Origin of the sequence: Geobacillus zalihae, assembly GCF_030414215.1 — a bacterium.
Classification (GTDB): domain Bacteria; phylum Bacillota; class Bacilli; order Bacillales; family Anoxybacillaceae; genus Geobacillus; species Geobacillus zalihae.
Window position 1 is genome coordinate 2,961,898 of sequence record NZ_CP129217.1, and the last position, 25,019, is coordinate 2,986,916.

At 54.7% G+C, this 25,019-nt stretch carries 31 protein-coding genes; 9 read left to right on the plus strand and 22 right to left on the minus strand.

Going from position 1 to position 25,019, the window contains the following annotated elements; translation table 11 throughout:
• Positions 1 to 579: 579 nt before the first annotated feature.
• On the minus strand, positions 580 to 738 hold the full coding sequence (locus QWV57_RS14975; protein WP_164832351.1) for a hypothetical protein: 159 nt from the start codon (positions 736 to 738) through the stop codon (positions 580 to 582).
• Positions 739 to 912: 174 nt separating this feature from the next.
• On the opposite strand from QWV57_RS14975, the gene QWV57_RS14980 reads away from it, so the two are divergent.
• On the plus strand, positions 913 to 1,518 hold the full coding sequence (locus QWV57_RS14980) for a biotin transporter BioY (RefSeq protein WP_301100043.1): 606 nt from the start codon (positions 913 to 915) through the stop codon (positions 1,516 to 1,518).
• 90 nt (positions 1,519 to 1,608) lie between these two features.
• Here the strand turns inward: QWV57_RS14980 and QWV57_RS14985 are convergent, their stop codons facing one another.
• From QWV57_RS14985 to QWV57_RS14995, 3 genes are all read right to left on the minus strand, one after another.
• On the minus strand, positions 1,609 to 2,607 hold the full coding sequence (locus QWV57_RS14985; RefSeq protein ID WP_160270154.1) for an inorganic phosphate transporter: 999 nt from the start codon (positions 2,605 to 2,607) through the stop codon (positions 1,609 to 1,611).
• Positions 2,608 to 2,624: 17 nt separating this feature from the next.
• Positions 2,625 to 3,245 (minus strand): DUF47 domain-containing protein, encoded by a 621-nt coding sequence (locus QWV57_RS14990; RefSeq protein ID WP_033006732.1) that lies wholly within the window; start codon positions 3,243 to 3,245, stop codon positions 2,625 to 2,627.
• A 270-nt stretch (positions 3,246 to 3,515) separates the two neighbouring features.
• Positions 3,516 to 5,009, minus strand: a complete 1,494-nt coding sequence (locus QWV57_RS14995) for a leucyl aminopeptidase (RefSeq protein ID WP_033006733.1) — start codon at positions 5,007 to 5,009, stop codon at positions 3,516 to 3,518.
• Positions 5,010 to 5,186: 177 nt separating this feature from the next.
• On the opposite strand from QWV57_RS14995, the gene QWV57_RS15000 reads away from it, so the two are divergent.
• Complete coding sequence (locus QWV57_RS15000; RefSeq protein ID WP_301102119.1) at positions 5,187 to 5,999, plus strand: cobalamin-binding protein; 813 nt, start codon at positions 5,187 to 5,189, stop codon at positions 5,997 to 5,999.
• A gap of 17 nt (positions 6,000 to 6,016) precedes the next feature.
• Here the strand turns inward: QWV57_RS15000 and spsC are convergent, their stop codons facing one another.
• From spsC to QWV57_RS15025, 5 genes are all read right to left on the minus strand, one after another.
• Positions 6,017 to 6,655, minus strand: a complete 639-nt coding sequence (spsC, locus tag QWV57_RS15005; RefSeq protein WP_301102121.1) for a stationary phase survival protein SpsC — start codon at positions 6,653 to 6,655, stop codon at positions 6,017 to 6,019.
• Between the two features lie 357 nt (positions 6,656 to 7,012).
• Positions 7,013 to 7,336, minus strand: a complete 324-nt coding sequence (locus QWV57_RS15010) for a YuiB family protein (RefSeq protein ID WP_013144344.1) — start codon at positions 7,334 to 7,336, stop codon at positions 7,013 to 7,015.
• 126 nt (positions 7,337 to 7,462) lie between these two features.
• Positions 7,463 to 7,600: a YuiA family protein gene (locus tag QWV57_RS15015; RefSeq protein WP_013144343.1), complete on the minus strand. Its 138-nt coding sequence runs from the start codon at positions 7,598 to 7,600 to the stop codon at positions 7,463 to 7,465.
• 123 nt (positions 7,601 to 7,723) lie between these two features.
• Positions 7,724 to 8,227 (minus strand): NUDIX domain-containing protein, encoded by a 504-nt coding sequence (locus QWV57_RS15020; RefSeq protein WP_041468194.1) that lies wholly within the window; start codon positions 8,225 to 8,227, stop codon positions 7,724 to 7,726.
• Between the two features lie 119 nt (positions 8,228 to 8,346).
• Positions 8,347 to 9,570, minus strand: a complete 1,224-nt coding sequence (locus tag QWV57_RS15025) for an NAD(P)/FAD-dependent oxidoreductase (RefSeq protein WP_033006735.1) — start codon at positions 9,568 to 9,570, stop codon at positions 8,347 to 8,349.
• Positions 9,571 to 9,851: 281 nt separating this feature from the next.
• Between QWV57_RS15025 and QWV57_RS15030 the strand changes: the two genes are divergently transcribed.
• Complete coding sequence (locus QWV57_RS15030) at positions 9,852 to 10,850, plus strand: NAD(P)/FAD-dependent oxidoreductase (RefSeq protein WP_301100044.1); 999 nt, start codon at positions 9,852 to 9,854, stop codon at positions 10,848 to 10,850.
• A gap of 161 nt (positions 10,851 to 11,011) precedes the next feature.
• On the opposite strand, the gene QWV57_RS15035 is transcribed toward QWV57_RS15030, so the two are convergent.
• The 4 genes from QWV57_RS15035 to QWV57_RS15050 all read right to left on the minus strand — a co-directional run bounded on the left by QWV57_RS15035 (position 11,012) and on the right by QWV57_RS15050 (position 13,289).
• On the minus strand, positions 11,012 to 11,314 hold the full coding sequence (locus QWV57_RS15035; protein ID WP_011232425.1) for a LapA family protein: 303 nt from the start codon (positions 11,312 to 11,314) through the stop codon (positions 11,012 to 11,014).
• A 222-nt stretch (positions 11,315 to 11,536) separates the two neighbouring features.
• A complete protein-coding gene (locus tag QWV57_RS15040; RefSeq protein ID WP_060788229.1) occupies positions 11,537 to 11,902 on the minus strand; it encodes a HesB/IscA family protein in 366 nt (121 codons plus the stop codon).
• A gap of 141 nt (positions 11,903 to 12,043) precedes the next feature.
• The gene (gene dapF / locus QWV57_RS15045) at positions 12,044 to 12,916 is read right to left on the minus strand and encodes a diaminopimelate epimerase (protein ID WP_301100045.1); all 873 of its coding nucleotides are present in this window, start codon (positions 12,914 to 12,916) and stop codon (positions 12,044 to 12,046) included.
• 133 nt (positions 12,917 to 13,049) lie between these two features.
• Positions 13,050 to 13,289, minus strand: a complete 240-nt coding sequence (locus QWV57_RS15050; RefSeq protein ID WP_013144336.1) for a YuzB family protein — start codon at positions 13,287 to 13,289, stop codon at positions 13,050 to 13,052.
• A 169-nt stretch (positions 13,290 to 13,458) separates the two neighbouring features.
• Between QWV57_RS15050 and QWV57_RS15055 the strand changes: the two genes are divergently transcribed.
• Entirely contained in the window at positions 13,459 to 14,529 is a 1,071-nt protein-coding gene (locus QWV57_RS15055; protein WP_011232429.1) for an NAD(P)/FAD-dependent oxidoreductase, read from the plus strand.
• 38 nt (positions 14,530 to 14,567) lie between these two features.
• On the opposite strand, the gene QWV57_RS15060 is transcribed toward QWV57_RS15055, so the two are convergent.
• Positions 14,568 to 14,921, minus strand: a complete 354-nt coding sequence (locus tag QWV57_RS15060) for a YuzD family protein (protein ID WP_015375727.1) — start codon at positions 14,919 to 14,921, stop codon at positions 14,568 to 14,570.
• Positions 14,922 to 15,005: 84 nt separating this feature from the next.
• Here QWV57_RS15060 and QWV57_RS15065 point away from each other — a divergent pair, with 84 nt between their 5' ends.
• On the plus strand, positions 15,006 to 15,248 hold the full coding sequence (locus tag QWV57_RS15065) for a NifU family protein (protein WP_011232431.1): 243 nt from the start codon (positions 15,006 to 15,008) through the stop codon (positions 15,246 to 15,248).
• 236 nt (positions 15,249 to 15,484) lie between these two features.
• Here the strand turns inward: QWV57_RS15065 and thrB are convergent, their stop codons facing one another.
• The 5 genes from thrB to yutH form a co-directional block, all read right to left on the minus strand.
• On the minus strand, positions 15,485 to 16,399 hold the full coding sequence (thrB, locus tag QWV57_RS15070) for a homoserine kinase (RefSeq protein WP_020753743.1): 915 nt from the start codon (positions 16,397 to 16,399) through the stop codon (positions 15,485 to 15,487).
• A complete protein-coding gene (gene thrC / locus QWV57_RS15075) occupies positions 16,396 to 17,457 on the minus strand; it encodes a threonine synthase (RefSeq protein ID WP_011232433.1) in 1,062 nt (353 codons plus the stop codon). Before thrC ends, thrB begins: the two co-directional genes overlap by 4 nt.
• Positions 17,457 to 18,755 carry a homoserine dehydrogenase gene (locus tag QWV57_RS15080; protein WP_060788232.1) on the minus strand — a complete coding sequence of 433 codons (1,299 nt, stop codon included), beginning with the start codon at positions 18,753 to 18,755 and terminating at the stop codon, positions 17,457 to 17,459. Before QWV57_RS15080 ends, thrC begins: the two co-directional genes overlap by 1 nt.
• 92 nt (positions 18,756 to 18,847) lie before the next feature.
• The gene (locus tag QWV57_RS15085) at positions 18,848 to 19,822 is read right to left on the minus strand and encodes a 2-hydroxyacid dehydrogenase (protein WP_060788233.1); all 975 of its coding nucleotides are present in this window, start codon (positions 19,820 to 19,822) and stop codon (positions 18,848 to 18,850) included.
• 144 nt (positions 19,823 to 19,966) lie between these two features.
• A complete protein-coding gene (gene yutH, locus QWV57_RS15090; protein WP_020753747.1) occupies positions 19,967 to 20,968 on the minus strand; it encodes a spore coat putative kinase YutH in 1,002 nt (333 codons plus the stop codon).
• A 295-nt stretch (positions 20,969 to 21,263) separates the two neighbouring features.
• On the opposite strand from yutH, the gene QWV57_RS15095 reads away from it, so the two are divergent.
• The gene (locus QWV57_RS15095) at positions 21,264 to 21,761 is read left to right on the plus strand and encodes a phosphatidylglycerophosphatase A family protein (RefSeq protein WP_011232437.1); all 498 of its coding nucleotides are present in this window, start codon (positions 21,264 to 21,266) and stop codon (positions 21,759 to 21,761) included.
• An 83-nt stretch (positions 21,762 to 21,844) separates the two neighbouring features.
• Here QWV57_RS15095 and QWV57_RS15100 read toward each other — a convergent pair whose 3' ends face one another.
• On the minus strand, positions 21,845 to 22,615 hold the full coding sequence (locus QWV57_RS15100) for a TIGR01457 family HAD-type hydrolase (protein ID WP_020753752.1): 771 nt from the start codon (positions 22,613 to 22,615) through the stop codon (positions 21,845 to 21,847).
• 24 nt (positions 22,616 to 22,639) lie between these two features.
• A complete protein-coding gene (gene hepT / locus QWV57_RS15105; RefSeq protein ID WP_047758247.1) occupies positions 22,640 to 23,077 on the minus strand; it encodes a type VII toxin-antitoxin system HepT family RNase toxin in 438 nt (145 codons plus the stop codon).
• 98 nt (positions 23,078 to 23,175) lie between these two features.
• Between hepT and QWV57_RS15110 the strand changes: the two genes are divergently transcribed.
• Both QWV57_RS15110 and QWV57_RS15115 read left to right on the plus strand, forming a co-directional pair.
• Positions 23,176 to 23,448, plus strand: coding sequence for a DUF3055 domain-containing protein (locus tag QWV57_RS15110; RefSeq protein WP_011232440.1), 273 nt, complete (start codon positions 23,176 to 23,178; stop codon positions 23,446 to 23,448).
• A 58-nt stretch (positions 23,449 to 23,506) separates the two neighbouring features.
• Positions 23,507 to 23,791, plus strand: a complete 285-nt coding sequence (locus tag QWV57_RS15115; RefSeq protein WP_047758248.1) for a hypothetical protein — start codon at positions 23,507 to 23,509, stop codon at positions 23,789 to 23,791.
• A 38-nt stretch (positions 23,792 to 23,829) separates the two neighbouring features.
• Here the strand turns inward: QWV57_RS15115 and QWV57_RS15120 are convergent, their stop codons facing one another.
• Positions 23,830 to 24,105 carry a YutD family protein gene (locus tag QWV57_RS15120; RefSeq protein ID WP_013144326.1) on the minus strand — a complete coding sequence of 92 codons (276 nt, stop codon included), beginning with the start codon at positions 24,103 to 24,105 and terminating at the stop codon, positions 23,830 to 23,832.
• Positions 24,106 to 24,217: 112 nt separating this feature from the next.
• On the opposite strand from QWV57_RS15120, the gene QWV57_RS15125 reads away from it, so the two are divergent.
• Positions 24,218 to 24,904, plus strand: coding sequence for a YhcN/YlaJ family sporulation lipoprotein (locus QWV57_RS15125; RefSeq protein ID WP_033004697.1), 687 nt, complete (start codon positions 24,218 to 24,220; stop codon positions 24,902 to 24,904).
• Positions 24,905 to 25,019: the final 115 nt, after the last annotated feature.

A 25,019-nucleotide genomic window follows, 5' to 3' on the forward strand; every position in this document is an offset into this window, starting at 1 on the left:
GCTTTGATAATAGTTAATCAGAAATAATGACGGAGAAAAGAACAAGGTGAACAGTATAAACTTTATTCTCTTGGTCATAAAGATTCTCCTTAATCAATTCCATGAAGAAGAACCCGTTTTTGACTTTCTTTTGTATCATATCAACGTCTTTCTAGAAGGCTCGTGATTTAATAAAAAAGAAACCAAATCCAGTACTTTTTGATTCTAAAATAATTTAGTTTACCACCTTTTTTCACCACCCCCTCATTCTCAATCGTTTAACAAGAACATGTTATGGTAAAACAACTATATATTTACAATTAAAATTTTACTGTAAATAAAAAAAAAAAAAAAAGGAACTTTATTACCATATCAAAAATAGGCATTTATTCATAAAAATCAATCCATTCGTTTCCTGCTATTCCTTTCATGCCGAAAAAACACTGAAAAGCGAGTACAGCATTCGAGCCCGCAGCATTTTATCAGAACGACGAAACCACTCTAAGGGAACACGATGGGGAGACGGCCATCTTCCTCTTTTTTCGCTCGATCTTTCCGGACCAAGACGATTTTCTTATCCGTCCATCCGCGCCCCTTCTTTCACGCATTGCCGTTTTCATCCGTCGGCTGCCGAGCCCCGATTTCCGCCGGGGTGCGCAAATCGTAGCCCTCGTCATTTTTGCTCGTATGAATGATGTCTTCGTTCGCTCCGATTTTGCTCGCCCGTTTCAGCTCCTCATCCGGCACGAACCAATCCATGGCCAAGACCTCCTTTCACGCTCCTCGCCGCGTTGTCCACATGAAGCGCTCGAGGAGTCGTTTTTTCTTTATCATCCCCCCAAGCCGTTTGATCATCCGCCAAAAAAAGAGAATTGACAGCCTAGCGGTTGTTCGGTACGATTTTGTTAACGGACAAAAAAAGGGGGTTTACATATGGAACGACGGAGTTCCCTTCGACCGATTGACATGACGCTCGCCGCCATGTTCGTCGCCTTGATGGCGATCGGGGCGAACATTACGTCGTGGGCGCCGTTTTTGGTCGTCGGCGGTGTTCCCATTACGCTGCAAACGTTTTTCTGCGTCCTTGCCGGCGCGGTGTTAGGGCGGCGGCTCGGTGCGGTGGCCATGATTGTGTATATGCTCGTCGGCCTCGCCGGCGTGCCGGTGTTTGCCAAATTCAACGGCGGACTGTCGATGATTTTCCAACCGACATTTGGCTTCATTCTTTCCTTTATCGTTGCCGCTTATGCGACCGGATGGATCATCAACCGCGGCCCGCAGCCGGCGTCCAAGGCCCGTTTCATCACCGCCGCCTTGGTCGGCATGGTCATCAACTATGTCATCGGCACGAACTGGATGTACATGGCGTACAAACTATGGGCAGACGCGCCCGAAGGACTTTCGTACGGCATGGTGTGGGGCTGGATGCTTGCCCCGCTGCCGAAAGACATTTTGTTGTCGATCGCAGCCGGCTTGATCGCCCCAAGGATTTGCCGGGCGATCGGACGCTCTTCCGCCGCGGGCCGTTCGGCGGCCTAAATCTGAAAAGAGCCTGACTCAAAAGGGAAATTTCCCTTAACAACCATAAGAAAAGGGTGTCCCAACAAATCGGGACACCCTTTTTTCAAGTTAGAAAAACAACCGGAGAATTTGGTACACAAATCCGGCAATGAGCGCGGAGATTGGCAACGTGATGATCCACGTCATGACAATGCGGCGGGCGACGCCCCATTTGACGCCTTTCACCCGTTGGGCGGCGCCGACCCCCATGATGGCCGAGGAAATGACGTGCGTCGTACTGACTGGCAAATGCAACAACGTGGCGGAAAAAATGACGAGCGCCGAGGATAAGTCCGCTGCCGCCCCATTGACAGGGCGGATTTTCATAATTTTTCCACCGACCGTTTTGATGATCTTCCATCCGCCGACAGCCGTCCCCAATCCCATGGCTAAGGCGGCAGAAATGCGCACCCATTCCGGCACGACATCTGAGTGGTGCATTTCGGCAGCGATCAGCGCCATCGTAATGATGCCCATCGTTTTTTGGGCGTCATTCGTTCCATGCGTATACGCCTGCAATGCAGCCGTTACAACTTGAAATAGACGAAACCCTTTGGTTGTTCTTGTTAAATTGGCGTCTTTAAATAAGAAACGAAACAAACTCATAATGACAAACCCAACACCCATCGCCAAAAATGGAGAAATAATCAATGATTCCAAAATTTTAAGAAAACCTTGGTAGTGGATTACATCCCAGCCAGCGGCGGAAATGGCTGCCCCAGCGACCGAACCGATGAGTGCATGCGACGAGCTGCTCGGAATGCCATAATACCACGTAATTAAGTTCCAGGCAATGGCAGCAACCAGCGCTGCCAAAATGACGAGAGAACCGTTCTCAAGGGTGAATGGATCGACAATGTCTTTCGTAATCGTTTTTGCGACGCCGGTAAAGGTGAGCGCGCCGATAAAGTTCATCGTCGCAGCCAAAATAATGGCTTGACGCGGCGTGAGCGCCCTTGTCGACACCGATGTGGCAATGGCGTTGGCCGTATCGTGAAAGCCGTTGATAAAGTCAAACGCCAACGCGAAAACCACAATGAATATCGTCAAGACTAAAATCATATCCATAAAAACAACGTCCCCTTTTACGCGTTGCGCATAATGATCGTCTCGAGCGTATTCGCGACATCTTCACAGCTGTCAGCAATCTCTTCCAACATTTCGTAAAGCTCTTTGTATTGGATGAGCTTAATCGGGTCTTTTTGCGTCACAAACAAGTTTTTGATCGAAGCGCGCAAAATTTCGTCGCATTTCGTTTCGTAATCCTTGATTTTAATGGCGTGCTGGCGCATGTCAAGCAACTTTTTGTGCGACAGCAGTTCGAGCGCATGAACGATTTCGATCGTGCTTTGGTAAATATAGTCGAAGAACTTCACCATATGTTCGTCAATGTCCGTGAATGAGAACATTTCAAACCGGGCGGAGCATTGTTCAAACCCATCAAGCACATCATCCATTTTCATCGCCAGCTGATGGATGTCCTCCCGTTCAATCGGCGTAATGAACGTTTTGTTCAATTGGACGACAAGCTCATGGATGAACGAATCGCCTTTCCGTTCATACTCTTTCATGACGCGGGCGAATTCTTTCAAGTCGCTCACGCCTCGGATTTTATACTCAACAAAGTATTGGGCTGCTTCCTTGACATTTTCCGAAATCGTAAACAACATGTCGAAGAAAACGTCCTTTTTTGGGGAAAAGATCATTGAGGCCACCCTCCATCTCAGAAATCGAAAATCACCGCTACTTATTGTAGCAATTTACACAGCATTTACAATAAGACAATCAAAAATTTTACACGAAATTTACATTACCTTTACATTTTGTTCGCTTTTCCTGCCCATGTATTATGTAGCGTGCCAAACAAAAGCCGAAGCTATGCACATTTGCTTCGGCTTTCCCATTCGACATCGCGCGGCCGCCGGCTCAGCCCGTCCTGCTTGAATTAGGCGATCGCAGCGCCGCTTGCGTCTTGCTTATTCAAACCGTTCAACAAACGCGGTGAGCGTCCGCACCATGACACCCGTCGCCCCAGCCGGGCCGAGGTCGCCATCTTTCTTTGCAGTCGCCGTGCCGGCAATGTCCAAATGCACCCACGGGATGTCTTCGGCAAACTCGCCAATAAACGCCCCGCCCATAATGGCGTGCCCTTCGCGCCCCGGAGAGTTGTTCAAATCGGCGATTTTGCTGCTTCGCACCCGCTCGCGGTCGTGTTCGGTGATCGGCAGCCGCCAAATGAACTCCCCGGTTTCCATCGATGCTTCCAGCAGCTGCTCAAACAGCGCCTCGTTGTTCGTCATCGCCCCTGTTTTGTCCGTGCCAAGGGCGACGATCACTCCGCCTGTCAGCGTGGCGACATCGATGATATAGCTGGCGCCGTGCTGTTTCGCATAAGTCACCGCATCGGCCAAAATGAGCCGTCCTTCAGCGTCCGTGTTGCGGACTTCGATCGTTTTTCCGGACAGCGATGTGATGACATCATCCGGTTTGAACGCCTCGCCGCTGATCATATTGTCAGTCGCCGGGATGACGGCGAGCACGTTTTGTTCCGGCCGCAGTTCGCCGATCGCTTCCATCGCCCCGAGCACCGCCGCCGCGCCGGCCATATCCGTTTTCATATCAACCATGCTGTCGCGCGGCTTCAGGCAGTAGCCGCCTGTGTCGAACGTCACCCCTTTGCCGACGAGGGCGATCACGTCTTCCCATTTTTCTTTCCCTTGATATTTCAACACGATCAATTTCGGCGGCTGCTTCGACCCTTGGTTGACCGCGAGCAGCGCTCCCATGCCGAGCCGCTCCATGTCTTCTTTCTCCAAAATTTCATAGTCAAAATCGTATCGGTCAGCGAGCTTTACGGCATAATCCGCCAAATCGGACGCCGTCAGCAAATTCCCCGGCGTGTTGACGAGCGTGCGCGCCGAGTTCGTCGCCTTCCCGTACACCGAACCGACGAACAAGCTCGCCTCGATGTCCGCTGCGTCCGCCCCCGTATAAACGGTGAGCGATTTCATCTCATAGTCCCGCTCTCGCCTGTTTTGCTTGTATCCCGGGAACTCATACGTCGCCAAATAATACGCTTCGGCAAGCGCATGCGCGGCTTCGTTTTCGTCGACGTCCCCGGCCGTAAACGTGTCAAGCGCGACCGCCGCTTTCGTCCGCTTCGCCTGCTTCAACGCGCGAAACAGCTTGCCGAACACCTCGCGCAGCCGCGCAAACGTCAGCTCCTCTTTTTTGCCGAGACCGACGAAATACAACCGCTTCGCCCCCATCGGCAAAAATGGATGAACGGTGGCGATGCGCCCCCGTTTCGCGGAAATGTCGCCTTCCTTCCACAGTCCGGACAGCTGTCCGCCAAGGCGGGCGTCATACTCGCCGGCAAGGCCGGCAAACGGCTGCCCCCCTTCAAACAAGCCGATGACCAACGCTTCCTCGTTCGTTTCGACAGACGGCAATGGCTTTACCGTAAACATCGTCTCATCCTTTCTATGATTATGCCTTCCCGTCTTCATTATAGCGAAACAAGCCAATTATTTCGATCATCTAATGGATGAATTCGCCATATTTAAAAACAAGGGGGGCGAAAGAGGGAAAAAGGCGGGATGGGGCGAATGGATAACCATACTCCGATGCAGAAAGGACCGATGCCGTTGAAAATCGTTTCCTTATGTCCAAGCAACACCGAGCTGCTCGCTTATCTCGGCCGCCTTGGCGATGTCGTCGCCGTCGACGATTCGTCCGACTGGCCGCCCGAGGTGAAGCAGCTGCCAAACGTCGGGCCGGATTTGCACATTGATATGGACCGCGTCGAGGCGCTCAAGCCTGACCTGGTCGTCGCCTCTTTAAGCGTGCCCGGCATGGAGCGCAACGTCGAGGAACTCAAACGGCGCGGGCTCCCGCACCTTGTCCTGGCGCCGAATTCACTTGAGGACATCGCCAACGATCTCCTTCAGCTCGGCGAGGCGCTTGGCGAAACGAAAAAAGCGGCCGACCTCGTCCGCCGCTACCGCGCATTTCTCAGCGAATACCGCGAGCGGGCCGCAACGGTGGCGGAGCCGGCCCGCCTCTATTGGGAATGGTGGCCGCGGCCGATTTTCACGCCGGGCGGGGCAAACTGGCTGAGCGAACTAAGCGAACTCGCCGGCGGGCGCAACGTGTTCGCCGACCTTCCAGAAGCGAGCGTTCAAACGGAATGGGAAGACGTTCTCGCCCTCAACCCGTCGCACATCTTGCTCGTTTGGGTCGGCGTGCAGACAAAAAAAATGAGCCCGAAAGCCGTCACGGCGCGCCCGAATGCCCAACAGGCCGAGGCGGTCCGCACCGGGAACATCCACATTTTAGAAGAATCGCTCTATTGCCGGCCGTCTCCGCGCCTCTTGGTCGGATTAAAAAAATTGGCGCCGCTTTTGCATCCGGCGCTGTTTCCTCCCGCTGACGGCAGCGATCCGCTCCTTGGCCGCTGACGGGCGGGAGCCCTTTTTCAGCTTTTCGATTCCAAATATTGCTGCCGGAACACTTGCATCGTTTCATCCTCGTTCAACCGCGTCAATTCTTCCTCCGACAGCGTGCCGTCCCCTTTTTGGATAATGTAAACTTGCACTTTCCTTTTTCCCCAATATTTATAGACATCTTCCACGGTTTCGTAATATAAATCAAGACGATGGCCTTTGATCGCCCCGCCTTTGTCGGCGACGACGCCGAATCCGTATCCAGGGATGAACAAAATCGTGCCGATCGGAAAGATCGATAAATCGGCAGCAATCGTCGAATACAGGTCGCGCTTGACGCGGACGCCGGAGTAGGTGATGCCATACTCAGGGTGATCGGGCGTTTTCCCGGTCGATTCAATGCCGGCTGTATAGCCGGTGGCGACCACTTCAACGGATGGATATTTTGACCAGTCAAAATGATCCTCAAGCCGCAAAACGGAGCGGCCCCCGTTTTTCGCGAGCTCTTTCATTCCCCAAATGGGCTGATGATCCATCGATAAAGCGCTCGGAAAGGGATGGAGAACCGTCTTCGCGTCAACCCCGGAAACGGACTCGAATGTCGCCAAGAGCGCCGCCAAAAACAGCAGCGTCATCGCGGTTCGGCGCACGAACTGCCTAAATCCATTCAATGCTCTCAACTCCTCTCACACCTCTATTTATCTCCATCCAAAATCGAAATATTCATTGCGAAGACGGCAAAAAACGAACAAGCCGCCAGCTTCACCACGTCGATGAACGGCTTTGGCGCAAGCATCCTCGGCAACGGCTATTGCCCGACACATCCGCTCCGCACAAACGCCATCATCAGCCTGTCCGCCAAAAAGAGTCCTCACCGCAACATATACTGGACAAGCGATATCGTTTCCGGAGCAAGGATGCCGAAGTCATTGCTCAATTTTCCCTGCAAAAGGGCATGTTCTGAAAAAATCACGCGCCGCTTCCGACGAAAAGCCAAAAAAAAAACGCCTCTGCAGGGCAGAGACGCTTTAAAACATTTGATACCCTTTCGCCCGCAGCGTGCGGATCGCCCATCCGGCGCAAAGAGCGCCGGCAAAGCCGCTTGACAAAATCAACAGATCCGCCGCCGCCAGCGAAGCGATCTTCCGGCCGAGCGCGGCGAACGCCTCGGACGGCGCGGTGAAATAGCGCGTCAACGGCACATCATCAATAATGAAAACCGCAATCAACGGAAAGCAGACCGCCAAAATCCACGTCATGCGCAAAATCATGTTCAACAAAAAACCAATGCCAAAAAACAAAACGAAAAACAATACCATCGAAATCAATACGACTGGCAAACTCATTTGCATCCGCCCTTCACCTCCCGTACACCCGTTTTCAGTGTACTGGATCGGGCGGATGACCGTCAATGTTCGTTCTCTTCTTTATGATCGCCTGATTGTTTCCAAACGATGTTTCATATCCTCAGACGAACGTCAATGGTCGTCATCCTCTTCGCCATCGCTTCCGGTTCCTTGGCAACTGTAGCACGTTTCCGATCCGCCCAAAAGCAGCTGAACGTATCCATGCCCCTCGCAGTACGGGCAGTCGTTTATGGTCCATGTTTTTGTCATCGATGTTCCCCTCCGTTTCTTTTTTGTTAATATATCAAAATTTTCTGTAAAAACAAACGGCGATTCTCCCCCATTTTCGTCCGTGTAAGCGGATACATCTTTCGATCGCTTTTATTTTCTTGACTATTCTTTCAATTTTGATGATTCAAAGTAAAGGCGGTATTTCGTGTAGCCGAACGGATCGCCGGGATTGAGTCCATCATGCAGCGAAAGGGAATCAAGCGGCTCGAGCGCCAACAAATAGCGAAGCAAGCCTGATGTGTTCGGATCATTCTGAAGCGCCGTTTTGCTGAAAAACGCGGCGGCATACAGCTCATCCGTCTGCACGACGATGTCGCGCGAGAGCGGGCGCAACAGAAAAATCGCCATATTGTCGCTGATCTCCCCAGCGATGACGCCGGTGCGCAAGCCAAGAAGCGCGACCGGTTCGGCGTCGATCCCCGTTTCTTCCTTCACTTCCCGAACCGCCGCCTCATCAAGCATTTCCCCCGGCTTTACGAACCCGGCCGGCAGCGACCATTTGCCTTTTAGCCCGCTGTATTTTTTCTTGACAACGAGCCATTCCCCGCTCTCGTTTATGACCAGTCCGGCCGCCGCAATCCAAACGTTTCCTCGTTTGTTGTCCATCGTCCTCATCCTTTTCTCCCGATCGTTATGCACTGTTTGTATTTCGACAATCGAGCGGCGGATCCCTGTTTCGTTGCCATGCAAAAAGCTCCCGCCATCACGGGAGCTTTTTGGATCGATTAGAAAAATTTAAATTTGCCTTTTTTCATCACAAGCGACGAACCGCCGATCAAATACAGGGCGCGGTTGTCAATCACTTTTTTCATGAAGCTCGCTTTGGCGCCCCACAGCTTTTTGCCGAACACGACGCCGATGGCATCATCATGGCCAAGCGAGCAAACCGTCCCTTTAATATCCGGCTTAAACGGCTCCAGCTCCCCTTGTCCACGGATGAGCACCGCCAAGTTTTTCGCGCACAGCTGGCCTTCTTGCATGGCGATTTGCGCCGTCGGCGGATACGGGCGGTTCGTTTCTTCATCAATCACGAGCGAACAGTCGCCGACGACGAAAATGTCTTCATGCCCCGGGACACGCAAGTACGGGTCCACTTTAATGCGCGCCCGCGCCGCTTCAAATCCAGATTCCTCGATGACGCGGCTGCCGCGCACGCCGGCCGCCCAAATGACTGTGCCGGCTTTAATTTCCTCGACATCATCACCTTTGGCGACAATGATGCCATCCGGCGTGCATTCCTTAATCGCCGTGCCGATTCGAAACTCGACTCCTTTGCGCTCAAGCTGGCTGACCGCGTACTCGACGAGCTCCGGATCGAAGCCCGGCAGCGCCGTGGGCGCCGCCTCCACGCAAATGATGCGCACTTTGTGCGGGTCGATGTCATACTCGCGGCACAGCTCCGGCATCCGGTTGGCGAGCTCGCCTAAAAATTCAATGCCGGTAAATCCCGCCCCGCCGACGACGATCGTCAATCGCTCCTCTTTCTTTTCCTCTTCCGCGTTGTACGTCGCAAACTGGTATTCGATATGTTCGCGGATTTGCCGCGCGGCGTCGACATTGGCGATCGAAAATGCGTATTCCTTCAACCCTTTGATGCCGAACGTTTCTGATTCAAACCCAAGGGCAATGACGAGATAATCGTACGTCAGCTCGCCGTTTTCAAGCAGCACTTTCTTTTCATTTGGAATGATTTTCGTCACCGTATCTTGGATGAATTTCACTTTGTTCCGGTCGATGACATCGCGGATCGGATAGCGGACACGGTCATGATGCAGCGTCCCGGCCGACGCCTCATGAAGCCATGTCGTCTCATAATGGTAATCGTGCTTGTTGACGAGCGTAATGTTCGCTTCGTTCACGCCGATGAGCTTTTGCAGGCGAACGGTCGTCATCAACCCGCCATAGCCAGCGCCTAAAATGACAACGTTTGGCTTTCTCACCTGAATCACTTCCACCCTTTTTAATTTTTTTCCACACGTTTCTTATAGCTTTTGCTGCGGCCCCCGTTTTTATTGAGCAAAATTTGTGAAATACTTCACGTTCCTTGCCAAAAAAATGTCGGGAGACTGTCACAAAACGTTAACAATTTCTCCACTCATCATATTAGTCGTTTTTCTTTCCCATTTCAAGACTTTTTTCGCCGTTTTGTCCTAAAAAATTTCTTTCGTTTGGACAGCGTCGATTTATGGTAAGATAGAGTTGTGCAGCCATCCATTTCATGCAGGGAGGGATGTTGATGAAAGAAGATCGCACGATGTATGACGTCACGATCATCGGCGGCGGGCCGACCGGGATGTTTGCCGCGTTTTACGGCGGCTTGCGGCAAATGAAAGTCAAAATTATCGAAAGCCTTCCGCAGCTTGGAGGGCAGCTGGCCGCGTTATATCCGGAAAAATACATATATGATGTCGCCGGATTTCCGAAAGTGCGCGCCCAAGAGCTTGTCAACCAGCTGAAAGAGCAGATGGACCTATTTTCGCCGACCGTCTGCCTGAACGAGTCGGTCGACACGCTTGAAAAGCAGGAGGACGGAACGTTTAAACTCATCACCAATCAACAAATCCATTATTCGAAAACGGTCATCATCACCGCCGGAAACGGCGCCTTTCAGCCGCGTCGGCTCGAAATCGAAAGCGCTTCCCGCTATGAAGGAAAAAACTTACATTACTTCATCAACGACTTGGGGCAGTTTTCCGGAAAGCGCGTGCTCGTCTGCGGCGGCGGCGACTCGGCTGTTGACTGGTCGCTCATGCTCGAACCGATCGCCCAAAGCGTCACGATTGTGCATCGCCGCGACAAATTCCGCGCCCATGAACATAGCGTCGAGCAGCTCAAGAAGTCCAGCGTGCAAGTGAAAACGCCGTTTGTGCCCGTTGAACTCGTCGGCGATGAACACGCCATCCGCCAAGTCATCCTCGAGCATGTGAAAGAAGGAACGAAAGAAACGATCGATGTCGACGCCGTCATTGTCAACTACGGCTTTATTTCTTCGCTTGGCCCCATCAAAAACTGGGGGCTTGACATCGAAAAAAATGCGATCAAAGTCAACTCGCGGATGGAAACGAACATCCCCGGCGTGTATGCGGCGGGCGACATTTGCACGTACGACGGGAAAATCAAGCTGATCGCCTGCGGCTTTGGCGAAGCGCCGATCGCCATCAGCAGCGCCAAAACGTACATCGACCCGACGGCGCGGATGCAGCCGGCGCACTCGACATCGCTGTTTTAATGGCGCTCCGTCGGGAAAACAAGCGGAAGCGAAGGGGCGCTCGGCATTTCGCCTTAACGCCGCATCCCGACTGATTGGAGCCATTCATATAGCCCGCCCCGTCCACACCCGTTTTTCAAGCAAAAGGCGCCCCTCTTTGTTGGGGGCGCCATGCTCATGCCTCATCCCTCTCGCTCCAGCGAAACCGACTCGCCATCAGTATTCCCAGCCTTGTTTTTCGTCCATTCCTCCCGCTCTCTCTCAAGCAGCTTCACCTGCCGGCGCAGGCTGAACAAACGCACCCATCCGAGCATGCCGACGACAAGGCCGCCAAGGACGGCCGAACCTAAAATGACGATAATGAGCGGCAAGCGGGTTTCGCCGACTAAATAATGGATCGTCACCTGCTCGACATTCGCCACCGCCAGCAGCGCCACAATGAGCGCCAAGACAAGCGCCAAGATGACATTGATTTGTCCTTTCATCGTTTCTCCTCCTTTGGCGCTCCCGAAAAGGCCGATGTTGGAGCGCGGCCGTTTTCCCCAATTTCGTGAGGGAAAGACCACCCTTCCAACATTTCGCCAGTCGGTACACGCCCGCGTTTTCAACCGGCCGTGCGGCGAAAACCGGCCTTCTCAAGAGCCCGACGATCACGGCAAGGCAGGCCGTTTGCCTCTGCCAGGCAGATGGGACGTCACCCCGCCTGCTTAGCATTGCTCCGGCGTGCCGGCATTGGTCGCTGTGCGGAACGAGGAGCCGCAGCCGCATGTCGCAATGGCGTTCGGATTGTTGATCGTAAACCCGCCGCCAAGCAGCGACTGTTTATAGTCGATGACCGTTCCGCGCAAAATCGGCGCGCTGTCGCGGTCCACCAAAATTTTGATGCCGTGTTGCTCAAATTCGATGTCATCCTCACGCCGCTCATGGTCAAAGCCCATGCCGTACGACAACCCGCTGCAGCCGCCGCCATGGACGCCGACGCGCAAGTACGCGCCCTCTTCTCCCTGCTCTTTCATCATATCTTTGATTTGAAACGCTGCCGCTTCTGTCAGCGTAATAACTGCCTCTGCCATCCATGATCCCTCCTTTAACGGTTGACACTGGCCAAACAACTTGGCCGTTTTTCGACCGATTCGCCCGACGACTCGGATAGGGCGAATCGTCTTGAATGGCTCCCTCTTCCCTTATAGTATACCGTCTTCGCCTTTCGGTGCTCAACCGTTCCGCCCGCCTCGGTAGTAATAAACGCCGGTGCACACGGTCTCCGCCGGACCGGTCATGCGCACGCGCCCGTCGTGCCCCCATACGATCGTTAAATCGCCGCCGGCCAAATGGACGACCGTTTCCTCCCCGCGCACCGTTTTGCCGTTTAACACGGAAGCGACGACCGCCGCGCACGCTCCGGTCCCGCACGCCTGCGTCACGCCGGAGCCGCGCTCCCAGACGCGGAAATGAAGCTCGCGCTCGTTCACCACTTCGACAAACTCGACGTTCACCCCTTCCGGAAAGCGCGGATCTTTTTCGACGAGCGGGCCAAGCGTCGTCACCGGCGCACGGCGGATGTCGTCGACATAAAAGATCACATGCGGGTTGCCCATGGACACCGCCGTCATTTCATATTCGCCCCCAGCGATGGCAAACGGCTCGGCGACGACTCGTTCCGCTTTTGGTCCAACCATCGGAATGGCGCTGCGCTCAAGGCGCGGCTCGCCCATATCGACCGTCACGCTTGTCACTTCGCCATCTGCTACTGCAACACGGGCTTCGACAACCCCGGAGAGCGTTTCAATCAAAAAGGTGCGGTCGCGGACGATGCCGTGCTCGTACGCGTATTTCGCCACGCAGCGCAAGCCGTTGCCGCAGTTTTTCCCTTCCGAGCCGTCGCTGTTAAAAATGCGCATTTTGAGTGGCGCTTTCTCCGATGGACAAATGAGAATCAAGCCATCGGAGCCGATGCCTGTGTGGACATCGGCGACGCTGCGGGCGATCGCCGGCAGCTCCTCCTCGGGCAATGTTTCGCGGAACAAGTCGACGTATATGTAACTATTACCCAATCCGTGCATTTTCGTAAACGAAAAAGAACGCACATGACTCCCTCCTGAACATTTTTTGCGCTTCGCATGTATAATGGCGGCATCTCCTGGGCACAATGGGAATATCCCCCGTTTTTTCATTATACATTGAAGAGGATGCCGCATCGCGGACATCCTCCTTTTTTCGTTAAAACATTGGGTTTTCCTCGAGATGCCGATAAATATTTTCCACGAGCTGCTCGGGCGTTTCGCCGCTGACAAACTCGCCGTTGACGAGCGCAAACAGCGTTTCCGCGCAGCGTGTGCAATAGCTTAAGCAACTGTATTCCATGATGTCCAAGTTCGGATCCTTTTCCAACATTTCCATTGCTTTGTACGACCCGCTGGCTAAGTTGCTGATGCAAAATTCGATGATGGGCAACATCATATGCGGTTCACCTTCCTCTTCCCATCGTAGCGGTTTTCCGGCGCGGCGTCAATGGACATGCTCGTTCGATCAAGGAAGCGGAAAAATGATTGTTCTTTTGTCACAATTTCGTTATACTTTTCTATGGCATTGTCGGCTTTAGAAACTCGACAAAAGGGGATTTTTCACGATGAGACAACTTGTATTGCTTGGCGGAGGATACGGCAATATGCGCATTTTGCAGCGCCTCCTCCCGGACGAATTGCCAAACGACATTCATATTATCCTCATCGACCGCGTTCCGTACCATTGTTTAAAAACGGAATATTACGCCTTGGCCGCGGGAACGGTCAGCGACCATCACATCCGCGTCCCGTTTCCGGAACATCCGCAGCTTGTGTACCAATTCGGCGAAGTCGTCTCGATTGATCTCGACCAGCAGCTCGTCCATTTAAAGGATGGGAGCAGCGTCCGCTACGATGATGTCGTGATCGGATTGGGCTGCGAAGACAAATACCACGGGGTGCCGGGCGCCGAGGCGCATACGTACAGCATCCAGTCGATCGATAAGGCGCGCGCCGCCTATGAAGCGCTGAACAATTTGCCGCCGAAAGCGACGGTCGGCATCGTCGGCGCGGGATTGAGCGGCGTCGAACTGGCCAGCGAACTGGCGGAGAGCCGTCCGGACTTGCACATTAAGCTGTTTGACCGCGGTGAGCGCATTTTGCCGATGTTTCCGAAACGGTTGAGCGATTATGTGGAAGGATGGTTCGTTGAACACAAGGTGGAAATCGTCCGCAACTCCAACGTCACGAAAGTCGAACCTGGCGTCTTGTACAACCACGACGAGCCGGTCAAGTGCGACGTCATCGTCTGGACGGCCGGCATTCAGCCCAACCGCGTCGTCCGCGAACTGAATGTCGAAAAGGACAAGCAAGGCCGCGTGGTGCTGACGAAGCGCCATCACATCCCCGGCTATGAAAACGCCTACGTCGTCGGCGACTGTGCGAGCCTGCCGCATTCCCCGAGCGCCCAGCTCGCTGAAGCGCAAGCCGAGCAAATCGTCCAAGTGCTGCAAAAGCGGTGGAACGGAGAAGAACCACCGAGCGAATTCCCGCCGATCAAATTAAAAGGCATTCTCGGCTCGCTCGGCAAAAAGCACGGCTTCGGCTTGCTCGCCGACCGCCCGCTCACCGGCCGGGTGCCGCGTTTGTTGAAATCAGGCATTTTGTGGATGTACAAGCATCACCATGGGTATTGATAGCACAACTGACCCTTATTCGATGAAAAAGGCGGAGTTCATTCCGCCTTTTTCCCTTCCGGCGCCGACGGTTGATACCCAAATTTTTCCATTTCTGCACAAATCGCCTTGAGCCGCGGGTTGCCTTCGGCGACGACGTTTCCTTCGATCACCACGACCGGGTACACCCAATCTTCTTCGACGATCGTCTGCGCGAGCTCCCGCTTCTCCTCGTCATCGGCCGGCGGCGCAAAAATGTCGACGTACGTCATCACAAACGGCTGATCCGGATACTTGCGGCGCAGCGCGGCCTCGAGCCACTCGTACGTTTCTTTCGACGACGGCAGCTGCACGCATGCCGGGCAAATGACGTCAGCCCCGTACACACAAATTTCAACCGGCTTGAATGTCATCGTTGTCACCCTTTGCAAAAGCAAAATTTATCATTAGATTTTTTTTGTCACCATGATTATAATAAAAACTAAGGAAAGGAGTCGATGGAAATGACGGATCAAGAAATCAAAGAACAAGTGCAAGAAGTGTTGGATAAACTGCGTCCGTTCCTGCTTCGCGACGGCGGCGACTGCGAACTCGTCGATGTCGAAGACGGCGTCGTGAAACTTCGCCTCCTCGGCGCGTGCGGCAGCTGCCCGAGCTCGACGATTACGCTCAAAGCCGGAATTGAGCGCGCCTTGTTTGAAGAAGTGCCGGGCGTCGTCGAAGTGGAACAAGTGTTTTAATATGAAAAATCCGAACAGCGGCCGCTGTTCGGATTTTTTTATCGCCAGCGGGGCGGCGAGCCGACGGGGAGGCTTTTGATGGGCAGCCACAACCCGCCTGATCGGGCGCTTCTCCGTTTTCGTTTCCTTCCAATTGTGCAAGGAAAACCGTCATATCGTTCGCCCGCTCCCAAGCGCGGCGGCGAAACGGCCAGGCCGCTGAACGGACTTCTGTTCGCGCCGGCGCCCAAGAAGGTTCAAGCTTCAAGCGCCAGCTTGTAGACGCAGCTGCCGCGCGGCTCGACGGAAAGACGCGCGATGTCGCACGTCGGAAAATGCGGGCGCAGCCGGCGCGCGAGCCGCTCTCCTTGGCCCGGTTCGGCAAAGACGAGCACCGTCGGCCCCGCTCCGCTCAGCGCTGCACCGATCGCTCCGTATTCAAGAGCGAGCGCCTCGGCCCGCTCGAGTTCCGGAACGAGCTGTCTCCGATACGGCTGATGGAACAGATCGGCGGCCATCATCCGGCCGGCAAGCTTCCAGTTTTTCGTGAGCAACGCGGCGACGAGAACGTTGCTGACGGCGCTCGCCTCGACCGCCCTCTCTCTCGTCCATTGTTCCGGCAGCTGCCCGCGCGCTTTTTTCGTTTCCAGTTCATACTCGGGAATAATGGCGACAAGCTCTACATCCAATTCGGGAATATGGACGACATCCACGCCCGCCTCGCGGCAGCAGCCGATGACAAGCCCCCCGTACAACGAGGCGCCGACATTGTCCGGATGTCCTTCGTATCGAGTCGCCAACTCCATCTTTTGCTCGCGCGGCAACTGAAGCCCAAGCAGCGCGTCGGCGAGCTCAATGCCGGCGACGACCGCCGCCGCGCTGCTCCCGAGCCCGCGCGTAAACGGAATGTCGCTGTACACATCGACCGCACAGCTTGGCAGCCGGCGGCCGTAAACGTCCGCCGTCTCCGCCGCCACTTGGTACACCAAATTGTCCGTCCCGCGCGGAATACCGCTCACTTCCGCTGTCTTTGGCGCAAACGACCACGCATCCGCCAAGCGGACATCAAGCGTCAAATAGCGATTGACCGCGAGCCCAATCGAGTCAAATCCTGGACCTAGGTTCGCCGTGCTTCCCGGAACGACGATCTTCAACATCTCGTCTTCTTTCATGCCCGGACAACCCCTTGCAAATGCTCCAAGACAACTTGTTCATCGTTCGGCAGCACGATCGGTTCGATCGCCGCGGTCTCCAAGGCGATGGCCGGGTCTTTCAATCCGTTGCCAGTGAGAACCGCGACGACGAGGCTGCCGCGTTCGATTTCGTTCCGTTCGCGCTGCTTGATCACCCCGGCGATCGCCGCGCATGACGCCGGTTCGGCAAAAATGCCTTCCGTCCGGGCGAGCCGCTTGTAGGCGGCCAAAATTTCTGCGTCGCTCACCTCATCAATTTTCCCGCGCGACTCGCTCGCCGCCTCGACCGCTTTGTCCCAGCTCGCCGGATTGCCGATGCGGATCGCGGTCGCCACCGTCTCCGGCTGTTCAATCACCCGGTTGCGGACGATCGCCGCCGCTCCTTCCGCTTCAAAGCCGCGCATTTGCGGCAGGCCCGTTCCTTTCGCTTCATGGTACTCCTTAAACCCTTTCCAATAGGCGGTGATGTTGCCGGCGTTGCCGACTGGAATGGCGAGCACGTCCGGGGCGCGCCCAAGCTGGTCGCACACTTCAAACGCCGCCGTTTTTTGCCCTTCGATCCGGTACGGATTGACCGAGTTGACGAGCGTAATCGGCGCCGTTTCGCTCAACCGGCGCACCATCTTCAGCGCCTCGTCAAAGTTGCCGTCAATCGCAAAAATTTCCGCGCCATACATGGCGGCTTGCGCCAACTTGCCGAGAGCGATCTTGCCGTTCGGAACGACGACGAGGCAGCGCATGCCGGCGCGCGCCGCATAGGCGGCCGCTGAAGCCGATGTATTGCCGGTTGAGGCGCAGATGATCGTATGGCTTCCTTCCTCTTTCGCCTTGGCCACCGCCATCACCATGCCGCGGTCTTTAAACGAACCGGTCGGATTCGCCCCTTCGACCTTGACATAGAGCGCAATGCCGAGCTCCTCCGACAAGCGCGGCAGCGGGATGAGCGGCGTATTCCCTTCGCAAAGCGACAGCCTCGGCGTCGCCGCAGAGAGCGGCAAAAAATCGCCGTAGGCGTCAAGCAGCCCTTTCCATGCCATTACCGTTTCTCTCCTTCCACTCGATACGAGCTTTGCACCCGTTCGACGATTTCCAAATCGCCGAGCTGCTGCAAAATGTCTTCGTAGTCTTGCTGCGAGGCGTCATGCGTGACGATGACGATTTCCGCTAGGCCATCCTCTTTCAGCGGCAATTGCAAAATTTTCTCAAAGCTCACCCCGCGCTCGGAAAACAGCGTCGTAATTTTGGCAAACGCGCCGACCTGGTCTTTGACGTGAATGCGCAAAAAGTATTTCGAGAAAATTTCCGCCGGAGTCTTCAACTGCTTTTCATATTGCGGCGCGACGGCATAGCGGCCGTTGACGCCAAGGCGCATATTTTTCATCACCGCGACCAAGTCGGAGACAACCGCCGTGGCCGTCGGCAAGCTCCCGGCCCCCGGCCCGTAAAACATCGTCTCTCCGACCGCTTCGCCGTATACGTACACCGCATTGTATTCGTTGTGCACGGACGCCAACGGATGCGAATCCGGCAAAAACGTCGGCTGGACGCTCACCTCGACCTTCTGCCCGTCGCGCTGGGCGATGCCGATCAATTTCATCGTGTAGCCGAGCCGCTTCCCGTAGTTCAAGTCTTCCTCCGTCACTTGGGTGATGCCTTTCACTTGCACATCGTCCAAGTCGATGTCCATTGAAAAGCCCAGGCGGGCCAAAATCGCCATTTTCCGCGCCGCATCCAGCCCTTCGACGTCTGACGTCGGATCGGCTTCCGCAAACCCGAGCGCCTGCGCTTCGGCGAGCACGTCCTCATAGGAAGCGCCGTTTTGCGACATTTTCGTCAAAATGTAGTTCGTCGTCCCGTTCACAATGCCCATGAGCTTCGTAATCCGGTCCGACGCCAAGCCGTCGACCAAGCTGCGCAAAATCGGAATGCCGCCGGCGACGCTCGCTTCATAAAACAAATCGCAGCGGTATTCCGCCGCCGCCCGAAGCAGCTCCGACCCGTAGACGGCCATTAAGTCTTTATTGGCGGTCACGACATGCTTCCCTTGGCGCAGCGCCCGCAACAGCCACTCTTTTGTCTCCTCAATGCCGCCCATCACTTCGATGATGACATCAATGTCCGGATCGTCAATCACCTCAGCCGCACTCGTCGTAAGGAGCGACGGGTCAACGGCGACATCACGCGGTTTCTGTACATCCCGGACAAGGATTTTTTTCACCTTCACCGGGCAGCCAACCTGATGCATCAACTTTTCCTGATGGTTTTCAATAATTTTGACTACGCCGCTCCCGACCGTTCCTAATCCTAACAATCCGACCAAAATTGGTTTTTCCATGATTCCCGCCCCTTCTGTTTACGCACAGTAGACATTTGTATTTTTATAGTAGACATTATAAAAGACGATCGGCCATTTGGCAATGAAAATTTTTACGAGATCCGGTTTACCGGCGTCAACGGCGGCCGTCCTTCGAGCACGGCGATGATGTTGTCGCGCGCCAACGTCATCATGGCGCGCCGCGTTTCGTACGTGGCGCTGCCGATATGCGGCAAGGCGACGACGTTCGGAAGCGAAACGAGCGGATGATCGGCCGCGACCGGCTCGTGTTCAAACACATCCAATCCCGCCGCGGCGATCTCCCCGACGACTAGCGCCTCATACAGCGCCTGTTCATCGACGACCGCTCCGCGCGCCGCGTTAATGAAAATCGCGGACTTCTTCATTTGCCGGAACGCCTCGCGGTTGAACAAATGGCGCGTCTCGGAGGTGAGCGGCGTCAAGCAGACGACAAAATCGCTCTCCGCCAGCAAGTCGGCAAACGGGCGGTAGACGGCGCCCAGCTTCTCTTCCGCCTCCGGACGGCGGGAGCGGTTGTGATACAGCACGTTCATGTCAAACCCCTTCGCCCGTTTCGCCACGGCCTGCCCGATGTTGCCCATGCCGACGATGCCAATCGTTTTATGATGGACATCGGCGCCCGCAAGCAAAAACGGGCTCCAGCTTTTCCATTTTCCTTCCTTCAAAAATTCAGCCGCTTCCACGAGGCGGCGGGCGGTGGCCAATAAAAGCGCAAACGTCAAATCGGCCGTCGTATCGGTCAATACATCGGGTGTATTGCAAACGAGAATGCCGCGCTTTGTTGCCGCCGGCACGTCAATGTTGTCATAGCCGACGCCCATATTGGCGACGACTCGGAGCACCGAACCGGCGGACAAGACGTCTTCATCGATCGGATCAGACACCATCGGCAAGATGGCCGTCGCCCGTTTCGCCTTTTTAACGAGCACATCGCGCGGCACGGCCATATCTTCATGGGGCCACATCTCTACTTCAGCGATGGCCAAAAGCGGCGCGACCACGTCCTCGGGCAATTTTCGCGTAATGAATACATACGGCTTCGTCATGGTGCAGCCTCCTGCATCGTTTTTTCTAAATCTTATCACAACTTTGGCCGAAAAAAAACGGGAAGTTGTCCTTAGGGTGTAACGGCAGGGAAGCGGTCGTTTTTTCGTTTGGGCCAAAAAAAGCGGGAGGCTGTCTTCCCTGCGTTACGCCGGCGGCAGCCACTCGACCGCCGGCAGGCGGATGCGGTTCGAGATGCCGGCGATCTTGGCAAACGAAGCCAAAAACCGCTCGTACTCGTGCGATCGATCGAGCAAGCGCCGCAACTCCCCCTCCCGCCTTGTCCGTTCGCTCTCATCCACAGCGATATAATATGCCTCGACACATTCAAAATAGGAAAGCGGAAACAACAACCTGGCGTAAACAAGCCGCCACGCAAACGGCGACAGCGGCGCCGCATGTTCATACTCTTGAAAAAACTGCCGCACCGCCCGCTGACAGCCAAGTCCGCTCTTTTCGTACAAATGGCGCACCCATTCCGCCAAATCGCGGGCGCAATGGTCATACACCCAGTCGGTCGGCAGCTTCGCTTCTCCCCCCCCAACCCACTTCGCCTCGGGGAGACGCTCATGGCAAAATGCCGCGTAATCGATGCGCCCTGGTTCTTCGTCAATCTCCGTGTCCGCCACGTATTGCACCGCGTTTTCCGCCAAGCCTAAATAATACGGGAACGATTCGATAAACAGACGATCAAACAGCGACGACGGCCCGGAAGCGAGCTTGCTCGACCAAAACGCCTCCATTTGATCGATCCGCTTCGCCCACAGCTCCCGCCATTGGCCGATGCGCCGGCAGGCGACGATCGGCCATGGACATGTTCTCCCGCATTCATGCATCACCGCCAATTCCCTTCCGAGCGAACGAAAGCGAGCCGCCGGAAGCGGAGCGCGAACGAGCGCCAACGGCTGTCCATTATAGGAAGCGATATACGTTCCGGACGTCGTTTTGACCAGTTCTCCGACGCCGTCCACTCCTTTTGCCCGCAAATAGCGGCTCATTTGCTGGCGCTCTTCCATTTCCGCTTCGCTTTGCCCATCGGCGGGAACGAGCAAAAAACGCTCCTGCCGATGCCAAAAGGCCGCATGCCGTCCGCTTCGCTCCAACCTCTCGACGCGCATGCCATACTGTTCACGCACCCATTCTTCCATCGCCGCGCCTCCTTTTTCCTTTTTGCCGAAACCAGTCATTCCGCTCGTTCCACACCTTCATCTCATCGCCGCCCCATCGATGAGCCGATTCCGCCTCCGCTCCAGCATGAAACGGCCCCATTCACGCGCCTATGCTGATCAGCCAGCGCATGGCCGCGGAAAAAGAGGGCTACTTTTTATATATGACAGCGGGCGCCAAAAAAGCCGATGAGCATTTTTCTTTATATGACGGACTGATTTATGACATGATACATATATATAGAAAACGACTTTCTAAAAGAAACAGGTGAAGTTCATGAGCGAATTCATTATGAACAATCTGGAACAAACGGCTCGGCGCTGGCTTGAGGAACGGGGGGTGACCGTGGAAAAAATTGCGGAGCTCGTTTATTACTTGCAATCAAAATATCATCCCGATTTAACGATGGAGGAGTGCATCGAAAACGTCAACCGCGTCATTTCGAAACGCGAAGTGCAAAATGCGATTCTAACCGGCATCCAATTGGATAAACTCGCCGAAGACGGTCGGCTCGATGAACCGCTGCAGTCGATCATCCGCCGCGATGAAGGGCTGTATGGCGTCGACGAAATTTTGGCGCTGTCAATCGTCAATGTGTACGGATCGATCGGGTTTACGAACTACGGATATATCGATAAGCAAAAACCGGGCATTTTGCAATATTTAAATGATAAATCGACCGGAAAATGCAACACGTTTTTGGACGACATTGTCGGGGCCATCGCCGCGGCGGCGTCAAGCCGCCTGGCGCATCGGGCCGCCAATGCGGAGTAACGCCGGCGCCGCCCATGCGCGCCCTCCATCCGCGCCGAGCAACATGAAACGCCGCTTTGCCAAAAAAGGCAAAGCGGCGTTGTTTACAAGCGGTCAAGCCATTCCAAAAGCGAATCGGCCGTATACGTCGGCATCCGTTCGTAGCGGGCGAGCATTTCTTTTGTCGTAACGCCCGTATGGACTAAAAGCGTATCGATGCCAGCGTTCATGCCGGCTAAAATGTCGGTTTCATAATAGTCGCCGATCATCAGCACGTCCTCCTTCGGGACGCCGAGCACTTTGAGCGCCTGCTCCATAATGATTTTTTCCGGCTTGCCGATAAATGTCGGCTTCACCTGCGTCGATACGGCGACGACCGACGTCAGCGCCCCGTTGCCCGGCAAAAGCCCCCGCTCCGTCGGCAAAGCGATGTCGCCGTTGGTTGAGATGAACATCGCTCCATTTCGGACAGCGAGACAAGCGACAGCGAACTTTTCGTATGTAATTTGCCGGTCAATCCCGATGACGACGACATCCGCATCTTCGCCGGCCAAACGGAATCCTTTGTCCGCCAAGGCGGTTTGGAGCCCTTCTTCACCGATCACATACACGGAAGCATCCGGTTTCTTTTCAAAAATGTAATTCGCCGTCGCCTGGCTTGTCGTAAACACATGCTTCTCCTCCGCCGGCACGCCGAACGAACGCAATTTTTCCGCCACTTGCGCCGGTGTGCGCGACGAATTGTTCGTGACAAACAAATACGGAATGCCGCGGCGGTGCAGCTCGTTGACAAACGTACGCGCCTCAGTGATGCATTCGGTGCCGCGGTACATCGTCCCGTCCAAATCGATGAGGTAGCCGTTGTATCGTTTCAATGCATCCGCTCTCCTTTCCCGCCATCAATTGCGAAACGCCGACACCGGGCCGAGCTCGTTTTCAAGGTAAGCGCGCACCGCCTTCGGATACGCCTCAAGCGCCGGCAAATGTTCGTTCAGATCGGCGAGCAATTTCGCGTGATCGACGCGCGCATATTCGTGCACAAGCATTTTCCGATGGGCAATGAACGCTTTCAATCGGTCAGCATCCGCCGGCGAGATCACCTGTTCGTCAGCCAAAATGTCGATGATGTCGTTGTAGCTGCCTGGGTCGCGCATAATAAACCCATCGATCATGGCGTTGCCGACGTCCAACACCGCCTCGATGACGATATGAGCGATCCGTTCGAGCGCCAATTGCCGAAGCGGCTCGTCCCATCGCTTCTCGGCCTTGTAACGGTCCAGCATTTGTTCCATGTAGCTGAGTGTTTCTTCCAGTTTTTTGCGATCGACAAAATACATCCGTCATCCCTCCTCGTTCCTTTGTGCGATTTTCTGTCTCCCGTTTTCGCCGCCTGTCTGCTATGATGGACATAGACGAAAAAACAGGAGGGGCTCAAATGATGGGCGAACGGTTTTATTTATACGACGACACCGTCGAAGCGGCCGTCCGCTTCGTCAGTTTTGTCGGCGAGCGGCAGCGGTTTGATTTGGCGCTCATCGAAACGGATCGTTTTTACGGGAAGTGGCTCGTGCTCGATTTGCAAAGCAACCGCTTTGCCATTCTCGGGCGCGACGATTTGGAGGAGCCAGGCTATATCGAGCACGCTTACCAGCTTCATGAACAAGATGCCAACGATTTGCGCGCCTTTTTGGAGGAGTATCTCTCATAACCTTCCTCGGTTTCGGGCATCTTATGAAACAGCCCACGAACGAAGGAAGGTGAGACGAATGGCGGAACGGGAAACATACGCCGATTTTTCCATCGTCGAGAAACAGCGCAATTTCTTGACCGCCGAAGAGTTCCCAGAAGGGCCGTACGGCTCGCCGCGCCGCGACGACGCGCCGGTCGAAAACAAAAGCACGCCTTGGAAGGAAGGCCAGCGGCATTACAGCGCCTTCAACTACGAGTTTAAATCGTTCCACCAAAACATTCCAAGGCGCGACCCAGCCGCCCACCCGCCGCACGACGATCCGCATCAGAGTGAACAGTTTCCGTACAACGAAGGCGAATGACGAGGCAGCCGCTCGCGGCAAGCGGGCGGCTGCCGTGCTTACCGTTTCACCTTGCGCAGCACAAAATACGCGCAGCCGAAGTTGCAATATTCATACAAATATTCGGACAGCGTGCTGATTTTCGTATCGTACGTCGCTTTTTGGTTATGGTCGTCAAAAAACCCGCGCAACCGGAGCTGGTTGTATCCCCAATCCCCGACAATGTAGTCGTACTTCGCCAAAATGTCCGCATATCGGGCGCGAAAGGCTTCTTCATTAAAGGCGTTTTTCACATTTTCCACCAGTTCGTAACAATGATTGTTAATGCAAATCACTGTTCTCACCTCGCCTTTCCACTTCCATCATAAACGATGCATCGCCCCCAATCAATTACTGTCATCAAACCATCATCCGTGTGCCACCCTAAAAGCGAAGGGGGTGCTGACGATGAGACGACCATGGTTGGCCGTTATGTTCGGAACGGCCGTCGCCCTAGCCGGCTGCGCACAGACGGCCGAGGACGACAACACCGATATTTACAAGCGGAGCGGCAACACGATCAATGTCACCGACCGCAACGAGCTGTACAATGAAAACGGGGTGCCCAACGGCGATGACACGCCGATGAACAACTTCGGCTACGTCCGCCATCAAAAAAGCCCGATCCTCGGCGATGCAAACGGCTATAACGACATGCCGTCCTTCAACCGCGAGAAAGCGGCTGATTTAATCAGCAAATTGTGCACCCAGCTACCGGGCGTCAAAGACGTCGCCACGCTCGTCACGGATGAGGAAGTGCTCGTCGTGTATGACGCGGACACGAACAATCGGCAGCAAACGGCCGATCAAGTGAAAAAAACAGCGCTTTCCGTCGTTCCACGCTACTACCATGTGTATGTCGCCGACAATCCGCAGCTGATGAAGGACATTGAGCGCTTCGGGCGCCTTGATTCGAACACGCGCAACATCGACCAAATTCTCGATGCGACGATTCAGCGGATGTTGAAATATCCGCAAGGGAAAAAACTGAGCGACGGGGAAAATGAAAACGGCGAAATGATCAACGAAACAAACGATGAATTAGACCGCGATTTCCGCGACGGCACGCCGCGGGCGACGAAAGCGGGGCGCTAGGGAAAAGAAACGGTCTGCCTTCTTGATGAAAGGCATGACCGTTTCTTCGCGTTCATCCGGCCGAGATGATGCTTTCAGCCGCTGAAACAACGCTTGCTTGCTTTCGCGCCGTTCG